Here is a 19,721-nt window from a genome sequence, read left to right on the forward strand (position 1 = left end):
GCCGAGACGGGGCGCTGCTGGATCAGAGGGTGATGCGGAAGGCGGCGAAGCCGTCGGCGCCGTCGCCTGCGGGCTCGATGGTGACGCCTTTGACCGAAGCCGCATAGTCGGCGGCCTTGGGGCCGGTTTCGAACAGGACGGTGGTGCCTTCGAGGGGTGCGAAGGTCCAGTTGGCATCGGCGGCGGGGGCGATCTCTCCCTTGTCGACGATGTAGCGCACGATCACGTCGCGGTTGGTGTCGGGGCCTTCAAAGATGATTGTGGAGCCGTCGGCGCCGGGGAAGGTGCCGCCGCCGCCGGCGCGGTAGTTGTTGGTTGCGACGACGAATTTTTGCGCCGGATCAATGGGCTGGCCTTCGAACTGAAGGTTCACGATGCGGTTGGCATCGGGGTTTTCCAGCTCGCCCTTGGGGCCGTACTTCGACGGTTGGGAGAGGTCGATCTGGTAGGTGACGCCATCCATGATGTCGAAGTTGTAGGAGGGGAAATCGGGGTTGAGCAGGGTGGCATCCTGCGCGCCCGGCTCGATCTGGTTGAACATGCCCGCGCTCCGTTCGAGCCAGTCCTTTACCGTGGCGCCGTCGATCAGCACGGCGCGGACGGTGTTGGGGTAGAGGTAGAGGTCGGCCACGTTCTTGATGGCGACGGCGCCGGGGGCGACATCGGTGTAATACTCGGGGCCACCACGGCCACCGGCCTTGAAGGGGGCGGCGGCGGAGAGGATGGGCAGGCCCTCCCATTCGGTGCCCTCCATCATCTGGGCGATGTACCAGGTTTGCGCGTTGGAGACGATCTGCACCGAGGGGTCGTCGGCCACCAGCGCGAAGTAGCTGTGCAGCGGCACGGCGGTGGTGCCGACGGCGCGGCGGACGTATTCCAGCGTGGCCTCGTGCTCGGCCTTCACGGCCTCGAGCACGGCGGCATCGTCCTCGACCAGCGCGGTGATGGTGCGGTCTTCCTCGCGCTTGGAGATCGGGCGGGCCTCGGCGCTGTGGCCGGTGACGCGCCAGCTTGAGCCGTCGCGCTCCAGCATCAGGTCGATCAAGCCGAGGTGGCTGCCCCAGAAGCCGGCCATGGCGGCGGGCTTGCCGTGGATGGTGCCGGCCTGGGCATCGACGGCGGCAAAATCGGCGTAGGTGGAGGAGGGGAAGACGAGGTGGCTGTGGCCGGTCAGGATGCAGTCGATCCCGTCGACGGCGGCGAGCGGGACGGAGGCGTTTTCCATCATGTCGGTCTCGTCGGCTGAGCCGATGCCGGAGTGGGAGAGGGCGATGACGATGTCGGCGCCTTTTTCCTTCATCTCGGGGACGAGGGCGCGGGCAGTGGTGACGATGTCACGCGCCTCGACGTTGCCCTCAAGGTGCTTGCGGTCCCAGTTCATGACCTGGGGCGGGACGAAGCCGATGATGCCGATCTTGATCGGGTGGGACTCGCCCGCGCCATCGGTGATTTCGCGCTCAAGGATCACGTAGGGCTCAAGCAGGGTTTCGGCGCTGCCGGGCTTGGTGATGTTGGCGCAGACCACGGGGAAGCCGGAGCCGGCGAGGGCCTTGGTGAGGAACTCCAAGCCGTAGTTGAACTCGTGGTTTCCGAGCGTGGAGGCCTCGATGCCGACGGTGTTCATGGCGGTGATGACGGGGTGGCTGTCGCCCTCCTTCATGCCGCGCTCGTAGGCGATGTAATCGCCCATCGGGTTGCCTTGCAGGAAGTCGCCATTGTCGAGCAGGAGCGAGTTGGTGGCCTCGGCGCGGATCTCGTTGACGATGGAGGCGGTGCGGGAGAGGCCGACGGTATCGACCTCGCGGTCGGCGTAATAGTCGTAGGGGTAGACGTGCACGTGCAGGTCGGTGGTTTCCATCAGGCGGAGGTGGGCCTGACCGGCGGCGGCGCGCAGCGAGAAGGGGTGGAGGGCGATGAGGCCCCCGGCGGCGGTGGAGGCCAGAAAGCTGCGGCGTGACAGGGTGATGGGCATGGGGGCGGTCCTCTCGTGTTGGTGTTACCGCCGGTGTGCCCCGGCGTTGTAACGGGGGTGTGTCAGCTGCGCAGGCCGGTTTCGTAGAGCAGGCCGAGGCGCTTGGCTTCGTAATAATAGCCGCGGGCATACCAGCCGATGGCGGCGTCGATATCGCCGCCCGACACCAGCCAGGCGCCCTTGAGATATTTGCCCGCGTATTTGAGGTTGGTCTCGGCATCGAGCAGGTCGGAGGGCGCGCCGCGAAAGCCCATGGTGCGGGCGGTCTGGGGCAGAACCTGCATCAGCCCGTAATAGGGGCCGTTGCGGGCGCGGGGATTGTGGGTGCTTTCGCGGATGCAGACCCGGTGGATCAGCTCGGCGGGCATGTCGTGGATCTTGGCATATTTGTTGATGAGCGCGCGCAGCTCGGGGGTTTCCTGCGGGTAGAGCGGCGGGTTGAAGGGCCCGCGGGTTGCCGGCTCCGGTTCGGAGGGGCTGCCGCAGGCGGCGAGCGGCAGGAGCGCGAGGAGGGCGAGGGCTGTGCGGCGAGTCGTCATTGGCAGAGGGTGGCAGGGTGGCGGCCCCTTGGCGAGAGGCAGCGGGGCGACAGGGGGGATAATTGCCGATGCCGGGGGCGCGGATGCCCCATTTCTGCCCCAATTGGAATGCTGGGATGGCCCCTCAAACGACTCGCGGAACGGGAGCATGAGCATGGGGCAGCACGGCACGGTTGAAGCCTTTTTCAAGGAGGTGCCCACGGACAGTGGGGCCTGTCTGGCGGAATGGCTGGCCGGTCAGAGCCAGGAGGTCTGGGCGCATGTGATCCGCGGGCTGGAAGGCCAGCAGGGCACGCCGGAGGCGCGGGCGCTGGAGTGGATGGTGGGCCGACGGGAGCTGGACCGCTCGAACGCGGTGCGGCTTTTCTGGAGCCTTTTCAACGCCGAAGTCTGGATGGGCACGCGCGAGGATGTGCGGATTGCCAGCGCGATGGAGCGGCTGGTGGAGCGGTTCGAGGCGGGGTTTTACACGTTGCAGGCGCTGGAGATCACCCGGGCCGAGGCCTTCTGCTTTCGGCACCGGCTGCGGCGGGTGGTGCGGCGGGCGCGGGCGGAGGGGTGGAGCGATGGCGATGCGGCCTTCGTGATTCCGCAGGCCTTCGTGCGGCCGATGAAGGGTCTGGCGGTGAGCGACCAGCCGGGGCTGCACCCGAGCCGGGTGCTGACGGGCGAGCTGCGCCGCGCGGCGGAGGTGCTGGGGACCGGGCTGATGGTGGCCGGGCGCAGCGTGATGGCGGCGCGGCGGCGCGAGGCCTGGCGCGGCTGGTTCAAGCTGCGCGCCCTGCAGGGCGTTGCGGTGGGCGGGCTGGCGGCCGCGAGCGCGGGCGGCTGGATGTTTGTGACGCAGGACATGCGGCAGATGCTCGCGATGGTGGGCTATTGAGGGAGAGCGTGCCGGCGGGACGGTGGCGGATTTCACCCACCCTGCATTGGCCGTCTGCCGAAGGGGCCTGATGACTCTCCGCCACGAAAAAGGCCGCCCCGGATGGAGCGGCCTTTGACATTTTCTTGCCTGTGAAAACTCAGTTGTTCTCGTCGTCGTCCTCGGCGGAGGCCTCTTCGGCAGCCTCGGCGGCGGGCGAGGGCTCGTCACCGAAGTCTTCGTTGGCGGCCTGGCCGATGTCGTCGAACAGCTCGGAGATCTCGAATTCGGCTGCGGCTTCTTCCTCGGCGGCGAGATCCTGGATGGATTTGCCGGAGGCCTGAAGCTCGGCCTCTTCGGTGGAGCGGGCGACGTTGAGGGTGATGGTCACCTCGACTTCGGGGTGCAGGTTGACGTGCACCTCGTGCAGACCGAGCTCCTTGATCGGGCTGGCGAGCGCGACCTGGCGCTTGTCGACCGAGAACCCTTCGGCGGTGGCGGCATCGGCGGCGTCACGGGGGGTGACGGAGCCGTAGAGCGCACCGGCGTCGGAGGCGGAGCGAATCACGATGAACTGCTGGCCGGCCAGCTTTTCACCGAGGGCGTCGGCCTCTTTCTTGGTCTCGAGGTTGCGGGCTTCGAGCTGGGCCTTCTCGCCCTCGAAGCGGGCAATGTTGGCCTCGTTGGCACGCAGCGCCTTGCCTTGCGGCAGGAGGTAGTTGCGGGCGTAACCCTCTTTGACGTTCACCACTTCGCCCATCTGGCCAAGCTTCGCGACTCGTTCGAGCAGGATGATTTCCATTGCGGTCTCTCCTTACTTGACGGCGTAGGGCAGCAGGGCGAGGAAGCGGGCGCGCTTGATCGCACGGGCCAGTTCACGCTGCTTCTTGGCCGACACCGCGGTGATGCGGGACGGAACGATCTTGCCGCGCTCGGAAATGTAGCGCTGCAGGAGGCGGGTGTCTTTGTAGTCGATCGCCGGTGCGTTGTCCCCGGAGAAGGGGCACACTTTGCGACGGCGGAAAAACGGTTTGGTAGCCATGGCTTACTGTCCTTTTCTCAAGTTATGGATCAACGGCGCTCGCGGCGCGGTTCGCGCTCGTCACGCTTTTGCATCTGGACCGAGGGGCCCTCGCCATGCTCGTCGACCCGGATGGTCAGAACGCGCATCACGTCGTCATGCAGGCGCATCAGGCGCTCCATTTCCTGCACGGCCGGCGCGGGGGCGTCGGTGCGCAGGTAGGCGTAGTGCCCCTTGCGGTTCTTGTTGATCTTGTAGGCCATGGTCTTCACGCCCCAGTACTCGTGTTCGACGACCTTGCCGCCATTGTCACCGAGAACGGAGGAGAAGTGCTCGATCAGGCCTTCGGCCTGGGTGCCGGAAAGATCCTGGCGCGAGATAAAGACATGCTCGTAGAGCGGCATGTGGCAGTTCCTTTTGTTTCGAGCGGGCTTCAAAGCCGGGCCATGCACTCTTCGCGGCCCGGACACGAGTGGCTCCGCTGTGGATAGCTTTGCGAAGAGATGTGGCCTTTTACACAACGTCCGCGGGGTTGCAAGCCTTGTGCGAGGGTTCGGCCCGGTTTGGCCCTGTTGCGCAAAGGACTCGGGGGCCGGGTTTGCGCGGGGGATCGCCGGATTTCCCCTTAATTTTCCGCCGATCGGCGGCAAGATGGGGCCAAGCGGGCGAAAAGCCCCGACACAAGAGGCAGACAGAGCGATGGTTGCGACCGAAATCCATGGCAGCGCATTGCGCGCGCCCCGTGACGGGCTGAAGGTCACGGAGCGGCGCGGGGGATATGTTTTTTCGGAGGATGGCGAGATTGCCCCGGCGCAGGCGATGGGCCGGCTTCTGGGCTTCAGCCTGATCCTCGCCGGGCTCGGCCTGCTGGCGGTGCCGGTGGGCGTGGGGATGGTGGTGAAGCTCGGCATCGTGGCCGGGCTGGTGGTTCTGGGCGGCATCTTCGCGATGCGCCCCGGTCCGGCGCCGCGGATGGAGTTGGAGGTGGACCTCGACAAACGGCTGTTGCGGCGCAGGCGGCTGGCCGCGACCGGGCAGGCGCAGCTGGTGGCGCAGTGGAGCTTTGACGCGATCGAGGGCATCGACGTGGACGGCGGGGCCGGGCGCGGGGCGCTCTTCGTGCTGACGCGCGGGCGCAAGGAGGCGCTGCTGCGCGGCGCACCCGAGGCGCTGAGGGGCGCGGCGCGGCGGATCGGGGCCGACCTGCTGCGGACGCGCAGGGCGGTCTGAGGCGCGGCGGCGCGGGCAATGCAAGCCCTGTCACGCTGCACAACATGCGCGGGCTGCCACAGGGTCTGTGCGCTGGTGCATGTTGTATTCTGCACTGCGGCATACGATCTGTCGGGGGAGTGAATGACCTCCCGAAAGGACCATAACGTGTTGAAATCCCACTTCCTCGGCGCCGCCATCGCGGTTGCCGCCACCCCGATTGTCGCCGACACCGAAAAATACGCGCTGGACGCCAGCCACAGCCAGATCGTGTTCAGCTACGACCACTTCGGCTTCTCGACCACCACCTCGATGTTCTCCGGCTTCGGCGGCGAGATCATGTGGGACAAGGACGATCCTGCGGCTTCGAGCGTCAGCGTCACCTTCCCCGAAGACAGCCTGATCACCGGCTGGGATGCGCGCACCCAGCACTTCATGACCGGCGACTTCTTCGGTGGGGACGCGGGCGAAGAGGTGAGCTTTGCCTCCACCTCGATCGAAGTGACCGGCGAGGATACCGCGCTGATCACCGGCGACCTGACGGTGAACGGTGTGACCAAGGAAGTGGTGCTGGACGCCACGCTGAACGGTCAGACCGACGCGCACCCGATGGAGGGCAAGCCCTGGGCCGGGTTCAGCGCCACCACCACGCTGCTGCGCAGTGACTTCAACCTCGGGGCCTTCGCGCCGATGGTGAGCGACGAGGTTGCGGTGCAGATCTCGGTGGAGGCCGGCAAGGCCGAGTGAGCCTGACGCGCCAGACATGAAGAGGGCCGCCGGAGAGATCCGGCGGCCCTTTTTGTGTGCCGTGTGGCCGGCTCAGTCGGCGCGGGTGGCGGTGAGGTTGATGGTGATCTCGACGGTGAAGCCGAGGGAGCTTTCGTCGGTCATGGTGTCACCGACGTGGAAGCTGCGCCGGTCGAGGGTGGTTGTGCCGGAGGCGGTGGCGGTGTCGCCCTCGATGGTGAGTGTGAAGGGGAGCGGCACGGGGGCGCTGTGGCCCTTGATGGTAAGGGTGCCGTCGACGGAGAGATTGCCGGCGTCATCGGCGATGATCGGGCCGGAGAAGCTGGCCGTGGGGTGCTGGGTGGAGTCGAAGTAGTCGGGGCCCTGGGCTTGGGCGGCGACGGAGCCGAGGGAGAGGGTGGCGATGTCGATGGTGACATCGGCCTGACCTTTTTCGGGGCCGGGGGCATCCGGGTCATAGGCGATCTGGGCGGTGAAGTCGGGGAAGGCGCCGGTGACGGCCTGGCCCATCTGCTGGATGGTCAGGGCGATGGTGCCGGACTGGACCTGCCAGAGCGGGGTGTCTGCGGGGGTGGTCTGGTCGGCCGGGGGGGCGGCTTCGGCGGTTTGGGGTGTTGGGGCCTCGGTTGCCTCGCTTTGTTCGGATTGGATTCCATCTGCCTCGCTTTGCACGGCGGGTGCGCTCTCTTCGTGCGGCTCTTCGGCGGTGAGGAAGGGGAAGGCCATGGCGGCGGCGAGCACGGCGGCGGCGGCGAGGGCGGGCAGGGGGCCGTAGCCCTTGGCGGCGGGCGGCGTGGGGGGCGTGCGGCGGGTGAACCACATGCGGGCGAGGGTGCCGTCACGGTCGATCAGGGCGTGCTTCAGCGCGCCGGCCACGTGCAGGGCGACCGCGCCGAGGATGACCCATGTGAGCGCCACGTGCATATGGGCGAAGGCCACCGAGAGGGGCACGCTCTTGGGGATGAAGGGCAGGCCCTGGCCGAGCGGCCAGAGGATGGGGGCATAGCCTTCGGAGGCGGCGTGCTCGATCCAGCCGGTGATTGGCAGGGCGATGATGGAGCCGTAGAGCAGCCAGTGCACGGTGGAGGCGGCAAGGCCCTCGGCGCGGTTCTCGGAGATGTGGCGGGGGTGGGGCTGGGTGAGGGTCCAGACCACGCGGGCCAGCGCGATGACGAAGAGGGTGACGCCGAGGGTTTTGTGCAGGGAAAACAGCAGGAACTTGGTGTCGAAGGCGGCCTGCGTGTCGTAGGGCCACCAGTTGGCGAACCAGCCGAGCGGCCAGAGGGCGAGGATGAGCAGCACGGTGAGCCAGTGGAAGCTCTTGGATATCGTGCCGTAGCTGGCGGGCGTATTGGCGAGGGGCATTGGGGTGACTCCGGTTGTTGACGCATAGATACCCATGTGCGGTGCCGGGGAGTAGTGGGCTTGAGCGAGGGGTGCTTGTGCGCAGCGGCACAGAATAAACCGGGGGGCTGGGGCGTAAGCGCTCTGGTCCGGGCTTCCCTTGTGGCAGCGGGCACGACAAGCTAGGACGGGCAAAACAACGAAGGAGGGGGCCATGAGGGCATTTGTATTTCCCGGGCAGGGCGCTCAGGTGATCGGCATGGGCAAGGCGCTGGCCGACGCCTATCCGGCGGCGGCGGCGGTCTTCGAGGAGGTCGACGAGGCGCTGGGGGAAAAGCTCAGCGCGCTGATCTGGGAGGGCGATGCAGCGGATCTGACGCTGACGGCCAATGCCCAGCCCGCGCTGATGGCAACCTCGATGGCGGCGATGCGGGCGCTGGAGGCCGAGGGCGTGAAGGTGAGCGATGCGGCCTATGTGGCCGGGCACTCGCTGGGCGAATACTCGGCACTCTGCGCGGCGGGCACCTTCACGCTGGCCGACACCGCGCGGCTGCTGCGGGCGCGGGGCGCGGCGATGCAGGCGGCGGTGCCGGTGGGCGAGGGCGCGATGGCGGCCATTCTGGGCCTCGACTTTGCCGCGGTGGAAGCGGTGGCGAAGGATGCGAGCGAAAACGGCATCTGCCAGGCCGCCAATGACAACGACCCGGCACAGGTGGTGATCTCGGGCACGCGGGCCTGCGTGGAATCGGCCTGCGAGCTGGCCAAGGAGCGCGGCGCCAAGCGGGCGATGCTGCTGCCGGTCTCGGCCCCGTTCCACAGCGAGCTGATGGGTCCGGCGGCAGAGGCGATGGCCCGCGCCCTCGGCAATGTCGACATGAAGGAGCCGGTGGTTCCGGTGGTGGCCAACGTGCTGGCCAGCGCCCGCACCAGCCCGACCACGATCCGCTCGCTGCTGGTGGAGCAGGTCACGGGCCGGGTGCGCTGGCGGGAGTCGGTCCAGTTCATGGTGAAGCAGGGTGTCACCGAGTTTTGGGAGATCGGCGCGGGCAAGGCGCTGAGCGGCATGATCCGGCGGATCGAGAAGGAGGCGGCCACCGTTGCGGTGGGCACGCCCGAAGATGTGGCGGCGGCTGCGGCCTCGCTGAACAAGGAGTGAGCAGGAATGTTTGATCTGACGGGCAAATGCGCCCTTGTGACGGGCGCGAGCGGCGGCATCGGTGGCGAGATCGCCCGGGCGCTGCATGGCGCGGGCGCGACGGTGGGGCTGAGCGGCACCCGCGAGGAGCCTCTGAAGGCGCTGGCGGGTGAGCTGGGCGAGTGGGCCCATGTGCTGCCCTGCAACCTTGGCGACGCCGAGGCGGTGAACGCGCTGCCCAAGCAGGCGATCGAGGCGATGGGCGCGCTCGACATTCTGGTGAACAACGCCGGTGTCACCCGCGACAATCTCTTCATGCGGATGAGCGAGGAGGAATGGGCGCAGGTGATCGAGGTGAACCTCACCGCCGCCTTCCGGCTCTGCAAGGGCGTGCTGCGCGGCATGATGAAGGCCCGCTGGGGCCGGATCATCAACGTCAGCTCGGTGGTCGGTGCCACCGGCAACCCCGGGCAGGGGAACTACGCCGCCTCCAAGGCGGGCCTCGTGGGCATGTCCAAGAGCCTGGCCTACGAGGTGGCGAGCCGGAACATCACGGTGAACTGCATCGCCCCGGGCTTCATCACCACGGCGATGACCGACAAGCTGAACGAGGAGCAGAAGGGCGCGATCCTCGGACAGATTCCTTCTGGCCGGATGGGCGAGGCCGCTGAAATCGCGGCTGCAGCACTATATCTTGCGAGTGACGAGGCGGGCTATACCACAGGCACCACCTTGCACGTGAATGGCGGCATGGCCATGATCTGAGCACAAGGGCGCAAAAAGCGCCCTTGGGAAAGCGTTTGCGTCCGCAGGAAACCGTGCTATAGGCGGCGCACATTTCGAGCAGCCGGGGCCTTGTGGCGCTGGCAGGCAGGGCCTTGGTGGGGATTTCCACACTTGGGGCAAGGGACACCGGACGGGCAGTAAAGCCCGGAAACTGACGGAGAGATTTCATGAGCGATATCGCTGATCGGGTAAAGAAGATCGTTGTCGAGCACCTGAGCGTTGAAGAGTCCAAGGTGACTGAGAACGCATCCTTCATCGACGATCTGGGCGCAGACAGCCTCGACACCGTCGAGCTGGTCATGGCCTTCGAAGAAGAGTTCGGCATCGAGATTCCGGACGACGCGGCCGAGACCATCCAGACCTTTGGCGACGCGGTGAAGTTCATCTCCGAAGCCGCCTGAGCCACAGGGCCTCAGGACGAATTAATGCGGCGCCTTCGGGCGCCGTTTTGCTTTTTGGGGATGGATTTCATTTCGGAAGTTCACTCCGTGACGCTCACGCGCAATTCATTGCCCGTCATGCTGGCCTGATGCTGCCATTGCGCGGGGCAATCGGGGCAATTCCGGCCCGTATTGCAGCGTGAAACGCGCTCCGGGCGCAAAGCGGCGACTGGTTCATGTAGCAGCGGAATTGGGCAGTTTGCTGCAGGGCGGCGCTTGACCTCTCTTGCCGCCCCCCGCCAAACCCGTGTAATTGAGGGCAACCGAGAACAGACTGTTGAAGTCGAAGGGGGCCGAGCAGATGGCAGACAGCACGCGGCGTGTCGTGATTACCGGGCTGGGGATGGTCACTCCGCTGGCCTGTGGCGTGGAAGAGACCTGGAGCCGGATCCTGGCCGGGAAGTCGGGGGCGGCGACGATCCAGAAGTTCGATGCCAGCCATCTGGCCACCACCTATGCCTGTGAGATCCCGCTGGGCGATGGCTCGGACGGCACCTTCAACCCCGATGATTGGATGGCGCCGAAGGACCGGCGCAAGGTGGATGATTTCATTCTCTACGGCGTTGCTGCCGCGATTCAGGCGGTTGAGGATGCAGGCTGGACCCCCGAGGACGAGGAGAGCCTGCTGCGCACCGGCGTGATGATCGGCTCTGGCATTGGCGGGCTGAACTCGATTGCCGACACCGCCGTGCTGATCAAGGAACGTGGCCCGCGCCGGGTGAGCCCGTTCTTCATTCCGGGCGCGCTGATCAACCTCGTCAGCGGGCAGGTGAGCATCAAGTACGGGTTCAAGGGGCCGAACCATGCGGTGGTGACGGCCTGTTCCACGGGCGCCCATGCGATTGGCGATGCGGCGCGGCTGATACAGTGGGGCGATGCCGACGTGATGGTGGCGGGCGGCACCGAGAGCCCGATCAGCGAGATCGGGATTGCCGGGTTCAACGCCTGCAAGGCGCTTTCCACCAAGCGGGGCGACAGCCCCGAGACGGCGAGCCGGCCCTATGACGAGGACCGCGACGGTTTTGTCATGGGCGAGGGCGCGGGCATCGTGGTGCTGGAGGAATACGAGCACGCCAAGGCGCGGGGCGCGAAGATCTATGCCGAGGTGATCGGCTATGGCCTCTCGGGCGATGCCTATCACATCACCGCGCCGAGCGAGGATGGCGAGGGCGGATACCGGGCGATGGAAGCGGCGATCAAGCGGGCCGGAATCAGCCCGGAGGATATCGACTACATCAACGCGCATGGCACCTCGACCATGGCCGACACCATCGAGCTTGGCGCGGTGGAGCGGATGATGGGGGATGCGGCGAGCAAGGCGACGATGTCTTCGACCAAGAGCGCGATCGGCCACCTGCTGGGCGCGGCGGGCTCGGTGGAGGCGATCTTTGCGACGCTTGCTATCCGCGACCAGGTGGCGCCGCCGACGATCAACCTCGACAACCCGGCGGTGCAGCCCAAGCTGAACCTTGCCGCCAATGCAAAGCATGAGCGCGAGATTGATGTGGCGCTGTCCAACAGCTTCGGGTTCGGTGGCACCAATGCCTGCCTTATCCTGCGGAAAGTTACCGACTGATGTGGCGTTCATTGGCCTCCAATGGCCTGACAATCATCATCGTTCTGATGATCGGTCTCGCCGTGGGCGTGACCTGGGCGCAGAAGCAGTACACCGGGCCCGGCCCGCTGGCGGAGGCGATCTGTTTGCAGGTGCGGCCCGGCTCCAACATGGGCGCGGTCAGTGACGAGCTGGTGGAGCGCGGCGCGGTCAGCAACGGCATGATCTTTCGGATGGGCGCGGAGTACACCGACCGGACGCAGCAGCTGAAGGCGGGGTCTTTCCTGGTGCCTGAAGGCTCGTCGATGCAGGAGATCGTCGACAGCATCACCACCGCCGGGCGCAGCACCTGCGGCACCGAGGTGAACTATCGCGTGGGTGTTCTGCGGGCCGAGCTGGTGATGCGCGAGCTGGACCCGGCGACGCAGGAATACGTGGAGGTTGCCAAGTACAACCCGGCCGAGGAAGAGGCGCCGGACGCCTATGCGACGGGCACCGCCGGTGCGGACGTGCGCTTTCGGGTGACGCTGGCCGAGGGCGTGACGAGCTGGCAGGTGGTCGAGAGCCTGAAGGCGGCGGGCTTCCTCGAAGGCACGGTGGAGGTGCCTGCGGAGGGCAGCCTTGCGCCCGACAGCTATGAGGTGCGCCGGGGCTCGGACATGGCCGTGCTGGTGGAGCGGATGCAGTCTGCGCAGCAGTCGATCCTTGCCGAAGCCTGGGCCGAGAGGGCCGAGGGGCTGCCCTACGACAGCCCCGAGGAGGCGCTGGTGATGGCCTCGATCGTGGAGAAGGAAACCGGTGTTCCCGAGGAGCGCGGGCAGGTGGCGAGCGTGTTCGTCAACCGACTGGAGCAGGGGATGAAGTTGCAGACCGACCCGACGGTGATCTATGGCGTCACCCAGGGCCGGGGGTCGCTTGGCCGGGGGCTGCGCCAGAGCGAGCTGCGGGCGCGCACCGATTACAACACCTATGTCATCGACGGGCTGCCGCCCACGCCGATTGCCAACCCGGGACGGGCCAGCATCGAGGCGGCGCTGAACCCCGACACCACGCCGTTCATCTTTTTCGTGGCCGATGGCACCGGTGGTCATGCCTTTGCCGAGACGCTGGAAGAGCACAACGAGAACGTGGCCCGCTGGCGCGAGATCGAGGCGGAGCGCGCCGAGGGCAACAACTGAGCCCTCGCCGCCGCCGCGGCGCGGGCTGTGATGACGTTTTCGGCCCCTCGGAAGGGCAGGCAACCTTGACATGAGCCGTCCGAGTGCCTTCATGTGAGGTATTGTTATGACGGACACATTCTCATGAGCCAGCCAGCCGCCCGCATTGGCGACAACCACGCATGTGCCCTTTCGCCGGGGCTTCCCATCATTCCGCCCTGCGCCGTCACGGTGCTGACGGGCAACCTGCCGCAAGCCCGCATGGGCGACCTCTGCGCCTGCATCGGCCCGCCCCCGGCGGCGGTCGATGCGATCGTGTTCGGGGCGTTCAACGTGCTGGTGATGAACCAGCCCGCCGCGCGCATGGGTGATCCGACCGCCAAGGGCGGCGCGATCATCAAAGGGCAGCCCAACGTGCTGATCGGCATCATGCCGGGCCTGGTGGCGCCGGGGGTTGGGGGCGGGATGCCGGGGATGAACCCGCGCCCGATCTGCAACACGCTGGCGCGGGAGCTGGCCGAGAACCAGACGGCGCAGGACATGGCGGCGATGTCTGCCGCGGCCTATCTCGACGGGGAGGGCGGCGAGCTGCCGGCCAACACCCGCCGCGCCACGCAGGCCGACCTCGAGGCGCTGGGGCTGCATGACGGCGAGAACGACCTGACGGCGATGCCCGACAGCGACTTCAACGCCGATGTCTTCGTGCATACCAACCCGGTGACGGGCGAAGAGACCTATACCGTGGCTTTCGAGGGCACCACGCCGGATTCGGCGGAGGACTGGGGCTCGAACTTTGGCCAGGGCGCGGGGATGGAGACCGAATACTACCGCCGCGCCAACGAGATCGGCCGCACGGCCAGCGCCTCGCAGCCGGGCAAGGTGCGCTACACCGGCCATTCGCTGGGCGGTGGCATGGCCAGCGCGGCGGCGACGGCCTCGGGCGATCCGGCCTATACGTTCAACGCGGCCGGGCTGCATGAGAACTCGATGGAAGGCGGCGATCCGGATGCCGATGTGCAGGCCTATTACCTGCGCACCGATCCGCTGAACCGGCTGCAGGACAACAGCTACGGGCTCGCCCCGCAGGCCTTCGGCAACCGGCGCCAGATGGAGCCGACGGAGATCTGGTCGGAGAGCGACCGGGTGCCGCGCCAGATCGCCAACCCCGACAACTACGTGCCCGATTTCATCGAGCAGCGCGCGCTCGATGCCAAGCAGGCGGCGCAGGAGAAGGGGAACCAGCAGCTTCGGTTTCACTCGATCGAAGAGATGCAGCGGTCGCTGAAGGCGCAGGAAAACCAGATCCGCCAGGATCAGCAGGACAACGGCTGCACATGAGCCGGAGCGGCTGGGCGCTGGGAGCGGTGTTGACCGTTGCCGTGCTTGGCGGTGCGGGGCTGTGGGGCGCGATGCGCCTTGGCGCGTTCGAGATTGGAGAGAACATGAGCACCATCGACATCGAGGAGAAGGGCCCGGACGGGCTGCCGATCATCCATTGGTGGGTCGAGCGCGAGGAGTTCGAGAAGATCCAGGCGCTGCTGGATGCGGGCGGCGACATTGAGGTGCCCGGCTTTCAGGGGGCGACGCCCCTGCTGAAGGCCGCCGTGGCCGACAGCTGGCCGATGGCGGTGTTCCTGATCGAGCGCGGCGCCTTCGTTGGCGCGGTGGACCGGCGTGGTATGACCCTGCCGTGGCTGGCCGCGACCAGCCGTGTGAAGGAGGGCAACCCGGATTTTCCGGCGCTGCTGAAGGTGCGCGAGTTGCTGAACGAGAAGGGCATGTTGGGCCAGTATTACGAGCCCAACGATGTGAAGAAGCGGATCAAGGAGGGAAATTGGCCCCCGAAATGAGGGACTTGGCCGATTTTCGCCCTGCGCCTCGCGTCTCCAGAGGTTAAGAAAACCCTAACGAAACAGACGCTTAGCGGGCGGTGCTCGTCGTTTTGGCTTGACTCTGCGAACGCACTCCTCTATAGGTTGTGACATGATGAGAGAGGTGGGCGCGGCAACCCTTTGGGGTGGGCCGCTTTTTTAATGCCGGTCACTCAGGACGCCGGCTTCTAGCGAGACATGACCATGGATGATCGACCCGACCGCTGGGGCGGGGGCGCAGATGGCGTGCTGTCTGCGGCAGAACAGCTTGTGGCCGAGGGCGCGGGGGCGCTGTCGGAGATGATTGGAAGACGAGGTGCCAGGCCGGGGGCCGGGGCCGCGGAGGTGCTGGAGGATCTCCGGCGGATGCGGCGTTTGCTCCTTGCAGCCTACCAGGAGAAAGATCGTGTTGAGGAACATCAGAAGCGAAGCGGCGCTGCCGGAGTTTCCGGAGCGGGCGGAGAGAGAGGGGCCGGAGGGCTCGGAGGCGGGGGCGGGGGCGGCGTGCTCGACCTCGACGCGGCAAGAGCTGAGATCGGGCGCCGCCTGGCTCGCCTGCGCGCCGCAGGCGGAGCAGACGGCGTTTCTGGAGAGCCTGAGCCCTGAGGCGCTGGCGGCGCTGCCCTGGCTCTTCGAGTTCTGGGCGCTGCCCCATCAGATAGCACCCGAGGGCGACTGGCGGGCCTGGGTCATTCTGGGCGGGCGGGGCGCGGGCAAGACCCGGGCCGGCGCCGAGTGGGTGCGGGCGCAGGTGGAGGGCAGCGGCCCCTTCGACGAGGGCCGCTGCCGCCGGATGGCGCTGGTGGGCGAGACCATCGACCAGGCGCGCGAGGTGATGGTCTTTGGCGAGAGCGGGATTCTGGCCTGCTCGCCGCCTGACCGCCGCCCCGAGTGGAAGGCGGGCCGCAAGCAGCTTGAGTGGCCCAACGGCGCGGTGGCGCAGGTCTTTTCGGCCAGCGACCCCGAGGCGCTCCGGGGGCCGCAGTTTGACGGGGCCTGGGTGGACGAGCTGGCCAAGTGGAAGAAGGCGCAGGAGGCGTGGGACATGCTGCAGTTCGGCCTGCGCCTTGGCGACAGCCCGCGGATGTGCGTGACCACGACGCCGCGCAAGCAGGCGCTGCTGCGCGAGCTTCTGGAACGGCGGAGCACGGTTGTGACCCGCGCCGCCACCGAGGCCAACCGGGCGTGGCTGGCGCCGTCGTTTCTGGAGGAGGTGAAGGCGCGCTATGGCGGCACCTCGCTGGGGCGGCAGGAGCTGGAAGGGGTGATGCTCGATGACATCGACGGCGCGCTCTGGAGCCATGAGGCGCTGGAGGCGGCGCGGCTGCGCGAGGTGCCCGAGGTGGCCCGGGTGGTGGTGGCGGTGGACCCGCCGGTGACCGGGCACAAGGGATCGGACGCCTGCGGGATCGTGGTGGCCGGGCTCGAGGCGGGCAGCGGCGAGCCGAAGGATTGGCGGGTGGTGGTGCTGGAGGATGCCTCGGTGCAATCCGCCTCGCCGCTGGTCTGGGCGCAGGCGGTGCTGGACGCCGCCAACCGCCACAATGCCGAGCGGGTGGTGGCCGAGGTGAACCAGGGCGGCGACCTTGTGGAAACCCTGCTGCGCCAGCTTGAGCCGACGCTGCCCTACCGGGCGGTGCGGGCCTCGCGCGGCAAGATTGCAAGGGCCGAGCCGGTGGCGGCGCTCTACGAGCAGGGCCGGGTGCGCCATGTGCCGGGGCTGGGCGCGCTGGAAGACGAGATGGGCCGGATGACGGCACAGGGCTATCAGGGCAGCGGCTCGCCGGACCGGGTGGATGCGCTCGTCTGGGCGCTGACCGAGCTGATCCTGGTTCCGGCGGCAAGATGGCAGCGCCCGAAGATGCGGACGCTCTAGGGCGATCGGTGGGTTTGCCCACGCGACGGACAATCGAAAAAGGAGAGACGGATGGTCTTCGACTTCCTCAGACGGGAGCGGGGCGGCGGCGCCGTGCCCGAGCAAAAGGCCTCGGCCACGGGCCCCGTGATTGCCTATCACGGGGCGGGCCGGGTGGCGTGGAGCCCGCGGGACACGGTGTCGCTCACGCGGACGGGGTTCACCGGCAACCCGGTGGGTTTCAGGGCGGTGAAGCTGATCGCCGAAGCGGCGGCGGCGGTGCCGCTGATCTGCCAGGACACGGAGCGGCGCTACGAGCTGCACCCGGTGGCCGACCTGATGCGTCGGCCCAATGCGGCGCAGGGGCGGGCGGAATTTCTGGAGGCGCTGTTCGGGCAGATCCTGCTTTCGGGCAATGGCTACGTGGAGGCAGTGCAGGGCGAGGCCGGCCTGCCGGGCGAGCTGCATGTGCTGCGCTCGGACCGCATGAGCGTGGTGCCGGGGGCCGATGGCTGGCCGGTGGGCTATGATTACGAGGTGGCGGGGCGCAAGCATCGGTTCGATGCCAGCGGCGAGCTGAAACCCGTGTGTCATATCAAGGCCTTCCACCCGCAGGATGACCATTATGGCCTGTCGCCGCTGAAGGCGGCGGCCAATGCGCTGGATGTGCACAACGCGGCCTCGAAATGGTCGAAGGGGCTGCTCGACAATGCGGCGCGGCCCTCGGGTGCGATCGTCTATCGCGGTGCGGACGGGGCCGGGCAGCTTTCGGCGGATCAATACGACCGGCTGCTCGACGAGATGGCCAGCCATCATCAGGGCGCGGCCAACGCGGGCCGACCGATGCTGCTGGAAGGCGGGCTGGACTGGAAGCCGATGGGGTTTTCGCCCTCGGACATGGAGTTCCAGAAGACCAAGGAGGCGGCGGCACGCGAGATTGCCACCGCCTTCGGGGTGCCGCCGATGATGCTCGGCATCCCCGGCGAGGCGACCTATGCGAACTACCAGGAGGCCAACCGCGCCTTCTACCGGCTGACGGTGTTGCCGCTGGTGGGCAAGGTGGCCGGTGCGCTTGGCGACTGGCTGAGCGGGCTCGGCGGCGAGGCGGTGGAGCTGAAGCCCGACCTCGACGGGGTGCCGGCGCTGGCCACGGAACGCGAGGCGCAGTGGCGGCGGGTGAGCGAGGCGGCCTTCCTGAGCGCGGCGGAGAAGCGCGCGCTTCTCGGGCTGCCGCCCCTGGAGGCTGGCGATGCGTAGCAGAGAAAGGCGAGCGATGGCAAAGGATTACGGGCCGCAGTTGGAGCACAAGTTCTGTGCACCCGAGGCCAGGTTGGCGGTGGGGGAGCACCTCGAGATTTCGGGCTATGCCTCGCTGTTCGGCGCGGCGGACCAGGGGGGCGACGTGGTTGTGGCGGGGGCCTATGCGGCCTCGTTGAAGGCCATGGCGGCGCGGGGGCAGGCGGTGAAGATGCTCTGGCAGCATGACCCGCGCGAGCCGATCGGGATCTGGGACGAGGTGCGCGAGGATCGTCGCGGGCTCTACGTGAAGGGCCGCCTGCTGCCCGATGTGGCGCGCGCCCGCGAGGCGGCGGCGCTGATCAGCGCGGGCGCCATCGACGGGCTGTCGATCGGGTATCGCACCAAGCGGGCAGAGAAGGACGGGCAGGGGCGCAGGCTGCTGCACGATCTGGAGCTTTGGGAGGTGTCGCTTGTCACCTTTCCGATGCTCCGCGAGGCACGGCTTTCGGGCGCGAAGGGCGACGACCTCGCCCCGGATGCAAACGAGGGCTGGCAAGAGCTGGCGGAGGCGCTGAAGGCGGCCCGCCGGGAGCTGGCGGGCTGAGGCCGGCCTGAACCTGCGGCGGTGCCGAAGCGCCGTCGTCGAGCAATCCCAACGAAAGGAAGAGTTGCGATGAGCACTCCCGAGACTGGGTCCGGGGGCGGGCGGAGCGTGCCCGCGACCGATCCCCAACCGGCATCCCCCGTGGCCGAAGTGGCCGAGGCCCTGACGGGCTTTCTGGGCGAATTCAAATCGTTCCAGAGCGAACTTCATTCTCGCGTTCAGAAACAGGAAGAGCGACTGACCATGCTTCAGAAGAAGACCATTTCCGCCGGGCGTCCTGCCCTTTCGGCCGCAACCGAGGCCGGTGCGCCGCATCAGAAGGCCTTCAACGCCTATCTGCGCAACGGCGATGACGACGGGCTGCGCAGCCTGGAGCTGGAGGGCAAGGGCCTGTCGACCGCGGTGGCGGGAGACGGGGGCTACCTCGTGGACCCGGAGACCTCGGCCACGATCAAGACGGTGCTGTCGAGCACCGCGAGCCTGCGGGCGATTGCCAATGTGGTGACGGTGGAGTCGACCTCCTTCGACGTGCTCATCGACCGTGCCGACCTGGGCGCGGGCTGGGCGACCGAAACCGGGGCTTCGGTGGAAACCGACAGCCCGACGATCGAGCGCATCACCATTCCGCTCCACGAGCTTTCGGCGCTGCCCAAGGCGAGCCAGCGGCTGCTGGACGACACCGCCTTCGACATCGACGGCTGGCTGGCCGACCGGATCGCCAAGAAGTTCGCCCGCTCGGAAGCGGCGGCCTTCATCAACGGGGATGGCTCCGACAAGCCGACCGGCATTCTGGACCACACCATCGTGGCCGAGGGCAGCCAGAGTTGGGGCGAGCTGGGCTATATCGCCACCGGGGCCGATGGCGACATTGGCGATGCCGATGCGCTGGTGGATCTGGTCTATGCGCTGGGGGCCGAATACCGCGCCAACGGCACCTTCGTGATGAACTCGAAGACCGCCGGGGCCATTCGCAAGCTGAAGGATGCGGACGGGCGGTTCATGTGGTCGGACGGGTTGGCGGCGGGCGAGCCGGCGCGGCTTCTGGGCTATCCGGTGCTGATTGCCGAGGACATGCCCGACATTGCCACGGACGCCCATGCCATTGCCTTCGGGGACTTCTACGCCGGCTACACCGTGGCCGAGCGCCCCGATCTGCGGGTGCTGCGCGACCCGTTCAGCGCCAAGCCGCATGTGCTCTTCTACGCCACCAAGCGGGTCGGCGGCGATGTGAGCGACTTCGAGGCGATCAAGCTCCTGAAGTTCTCGGCCTCCTGAGGCCGAGAGTGCCGGGTGGTGCCCTGTGCGCCGCCCGGAAAGGGACACGGGCGTGCGCCGGGGCGGTCGGGAAACCGGCCGCACCATGCGGTGCCGATGTTGCTCTCCTC

General features: G+C 67.5%; 20 protein-coding genes. 14 read left to right on the forward strand and 6 right to left on the reverse strand.

The features are described from left to right. Nucleotides 1-22: 22 nt before the first annotated feature. Together GTH22_RS03950 and GTH22_RS03955 are read right to left on the reverse strand one after the other, a co-directional pair. Entirely contained in the window at nucleotides 23-1,972 is a 1,950-nt protein-coding gene (locus GTH22_RS03950; protein ID WP_252943355.1) for a bifunctional 2',3'-cyclic-nucleotide 2'-phosphodiesterase/3'-nucleotidase, read from the reverse strand. Nucleotides 1,973-2,034: 62 nt separating this feature from the next. Continuing rightward, entirely contained in the window at nucleotides 2,035-2,511 is a 477-nt protein-coding gene (locus tag GTH22_RS03955) for a lytic transglycosylase domain-containing protein (protein ID WP_252943357.1), read from the reverse strand. A 148-nt stretch (nucleotides 2,512-2,659) separates the two neighbouring features. Here GTH22_RS03955 and GTH22_RS03960 point away from each other — a divergent pair, with 148 nt between their 5' ends. Continuing rightward, the gene (locus tag GTH22_RS03960; RefSeq protein WP_252943360.1) at nucleotides 2,660-3,394 is read left to right on the forward strand and encodes a hypothetical protein; all 735 of its coding nucleotides are present in this window, start codon (nucleotides 2,660-2,662) and stop codon (nucleotides 3,392-3,394) included. A 139-nt stretch (nucleotides 3,395-3,533) separates the two neighbouring features. Here GTH22_RS03960 and rplI read toward each other — a convergent pair whose 3' ends face one another. Genes rplI through rpsF form a run of 3 tightly spaced genes read right to left on the reverse strand, consistent with a single transcriptional unit; the run spans nucleotide 3,534 to nucleotide 4,798 of the window. Next, entirely contained in the window at nucleotides 3,534-4,175 is a 642-nt protein-coding gene (gene rplI / locus GTH22_RS03965) for a 50S ribosomal protein L9 (RefSeq protein ID WP_252943362.1), read from the reverse strand. A gap of 12 nt (nucleotides 4,176-4,187) precedes the next feature. Continuing rightward, entirely contained in the window at nucleotides 4,188-4,415 is a 228-nt protein-coding gene (rpsR, locus tag GTH22_RS03970) for a 30S ribosomal protein S18 (RefSeq protein WP_025061827.1), read from the reverse strand. Nucleotides 4,416-4,444: 29 nt separating this feature from the next. Beyond that, on the reverse strand, nucleotides 4,445-4,798 hold the full coding sequence (gene rpsF, locus GTH22_RS03975) for a 30S ribosomal protein S6 (protein WP_252943363.1): 354 nt from the start codon (nucleotides 4,796-4,798) through the stop codon (nucleotides 4,445-4,447). 295 nt (nucleotides 4,799-5,093) lie between these two features. Here rpsF and GTH22_RS03980 point away from each other — a divergent pair, with 295 nt between their 5' ends. Both GTH22_RS03980 and GTH22_RS03985 read left to right on the forward strand, forming a co-directional pair. Beyond that, nucleotides 5,094-5,624 (forward strand): hypothetical protein, encoded by a 531-nt coding sequence (locus GTH22_RS03980; protein WP_252943364.1) that lies wholly within the window; start codon nucleotides 5,094-5,096, stop codon nucleotides 5,622-5,624. Nucleotides 5,625-5,774: 150 nt separating this feature from the next. Further along, a complete protein-coding gene (locus GTH22_RS03985; RefSeq protein WP_252947562.1) occupies nucleotides 5,775-6,350 on the forward strand; it encodes a YceI family protein in 576 nt (191 codons plus the stop codon). Nucleotides 6,351-6,422: 72 nt separating this feature from the next. Here GTH22_RS03985 and GTH22_RS22040 read toward each other — a convergent pair whose 3' ends face one another. After that, nucleotides 6,423-7,715 carry a cytochrome b/b6 domain-containing protein gene (locus GTH22_RS22040; protein WP_256471550.1) on the reverse strand — a complete coding sequence of 431 codons (1,293 nt, stop codon included), beginning with the start codon at nucleotides 7,713-7,715 and terminating at the stop codon, nucleotides 6,423-6,425. A gap of 193 nt (nucleotides 7,716-7,908) precedes the next feature. Between GTH22_RS22040 and fabD the strand changes: the two genes are divergently transcribed. From fabD to GTH22_RS04050, 11 genes are all read left to right on the forward strand, one after another. Beyond that, nucleotides 7,909-8,850 carry an ACP S-malonyltransferase gene (gene fabD, locus GTH22_RS04000; RefSeq protein ID WP_252943365.1) on the forward strand — a complete coding sequence of 314 codons (942 nt, stop codon included), beginning with the start codon at nucleotides 7,909-7,911 and terminating at the stop codon, nucleotides 8,848-8,850. 6 nt (nucleotides 8,851-8,856) lie between these two features. Continuing rightward, the gene (gene fabG, locus GTH22_RS04005) at nucleotides 8,857-9,594 is read left to right on the forward strand and encodes a 3-oxoacyl-[acyl-carrier-protein] reductase (protein ID WP_252943366.1); all 738 of its coding nucleotides are present in this window, start codon (nucleotides 8,857-8,859) and stop codon (nucleotides 9,592-9,594) included. Nucleotides 9,595-9,782: 188 nt separating this feature from the next. Further along, complete coding sequence (locus GTH22_RS04010; RefSeq protein ID WP_074255369.1) at nucleotides 9,783-10,016, forward strand: acyl carrier protein; 234 nt, start codon at nucleotides 9,783-9,785, stop codon at nucleotides 10,014-10,016. Between the two features lie 340 nt (nucleotides 10,017-10,356). After that, complete coding sequence (gene fabF, locus GTH22_RS04015) at nucleotides 10,357-11,631, forward strand: beta-ketoacyl-ACP synthase II (RefSeq protein ID WP_252943367.1); 1,275 nt, start codon at nucleotides 10,357-10,359, stop codon at nucleotides 11,629-11,631. Continuing rightward, nucleotides 11,631-12,788: an endolytic transglycosylase MltG gene (mltG, locus tag GTH22_RS04020; protein ID WP_252943368.1), complete on the forward strand. Its 1,158-nt coding sequence runs from the start codon at nucleotides 11,631-11,633 to the stop codon at nucleotides 12,786-12,788. The genes fabF and mltG overlap by 1 nt, the downstream gene beginning before the upstream one ends. A gap of 123 nt (nucleotides 12,789-12,911) precedes the next feature. Next, nucleotides 12,912-14,105 (forward strand): PAAR domain-containing protein, encoded by a 1,194-nt coding sequence (locus GTH22_RS04025; protein WP_252943370.1) that lies wholly within the window; start codon nucleotides 12,912-12,914, stop codon nucleotides 14,103-14,105. After that, nucleotides 14,102-14,617, forward strand: coding sequence for an ankyrin repeat domain-containing protein (locus GTH22_RS04030; protein ID WP_252943371.1), 516 nt, complete (start codon nucleotides 14,102-14,104; stop codon nucleotides 14,615-14,617). The genes GTH22_RS04025 and GTH22_RS04030 overlap by 4 nt, the downstream gene beginning before the upstream one ends. A 550-nt stretch (nucleotides 14,618-15,167) precedes the next feature. Next, nucleotides 15,168-16,514: a DNA-packaging protein gene (locus tag GTH22_RS04035; RefSeq protein WP_252947564.1), complete on the forward strand. Its 1,347-nt coding sequence runs from the start codon at nucleotides 15,168-15,170 to the stop codon at nucleotides 16,512-16,514. 51 nt (nucleotides 16,515-16,565) lie between these two features. Then, nucleotides 16,566-17,750, forward strand: a complete 1,185-nt coding sequence (locus tag GTH22_RS04040; RefSeq protein ID WP_252943372.1) for a phage portal protein — start codon at nucleotides 16,566-16,568, stop codon at nucleotides 17,748-17,750. Between the two features lie 16 nt (nucleotides 17,751-17,766). Continuing rightward, nucleotides 17,767-18,336, forward strand: coding sequence for an HK97 family phage prohead protease (locus GTH22_RS04045; protein WP_252943374.1), 570 nt, complete (start codon nucleotides 17,767-17,769; stop codon nucleotides 18,334-18,336). 69 nt (nucleotides 18,337-18,405) lie between these two features. Further along, on the forward strand, nucleotides 18,406-19,611 hold the full coding sequence (locus GTH22_RS04050) for a phage major capsid protein (RefSeq protein WP_252943377.1): 1,206 nt from the start codon (nucleotides 18,406-18,408) through the stop codon (nucleotides 19,609-19,611). Nucleotides 19,612-19,721 lie beyond the last annotated feature (110 nt).

Source organism: Oceanicola sp. 502str15 (genome assembly GCF_024105635.1).
GTDB lineage: Bacteria > Pseudomonadota > Alphaproteobacteria > Rhodobacterales > Rhodobacteraceae > Vannielia.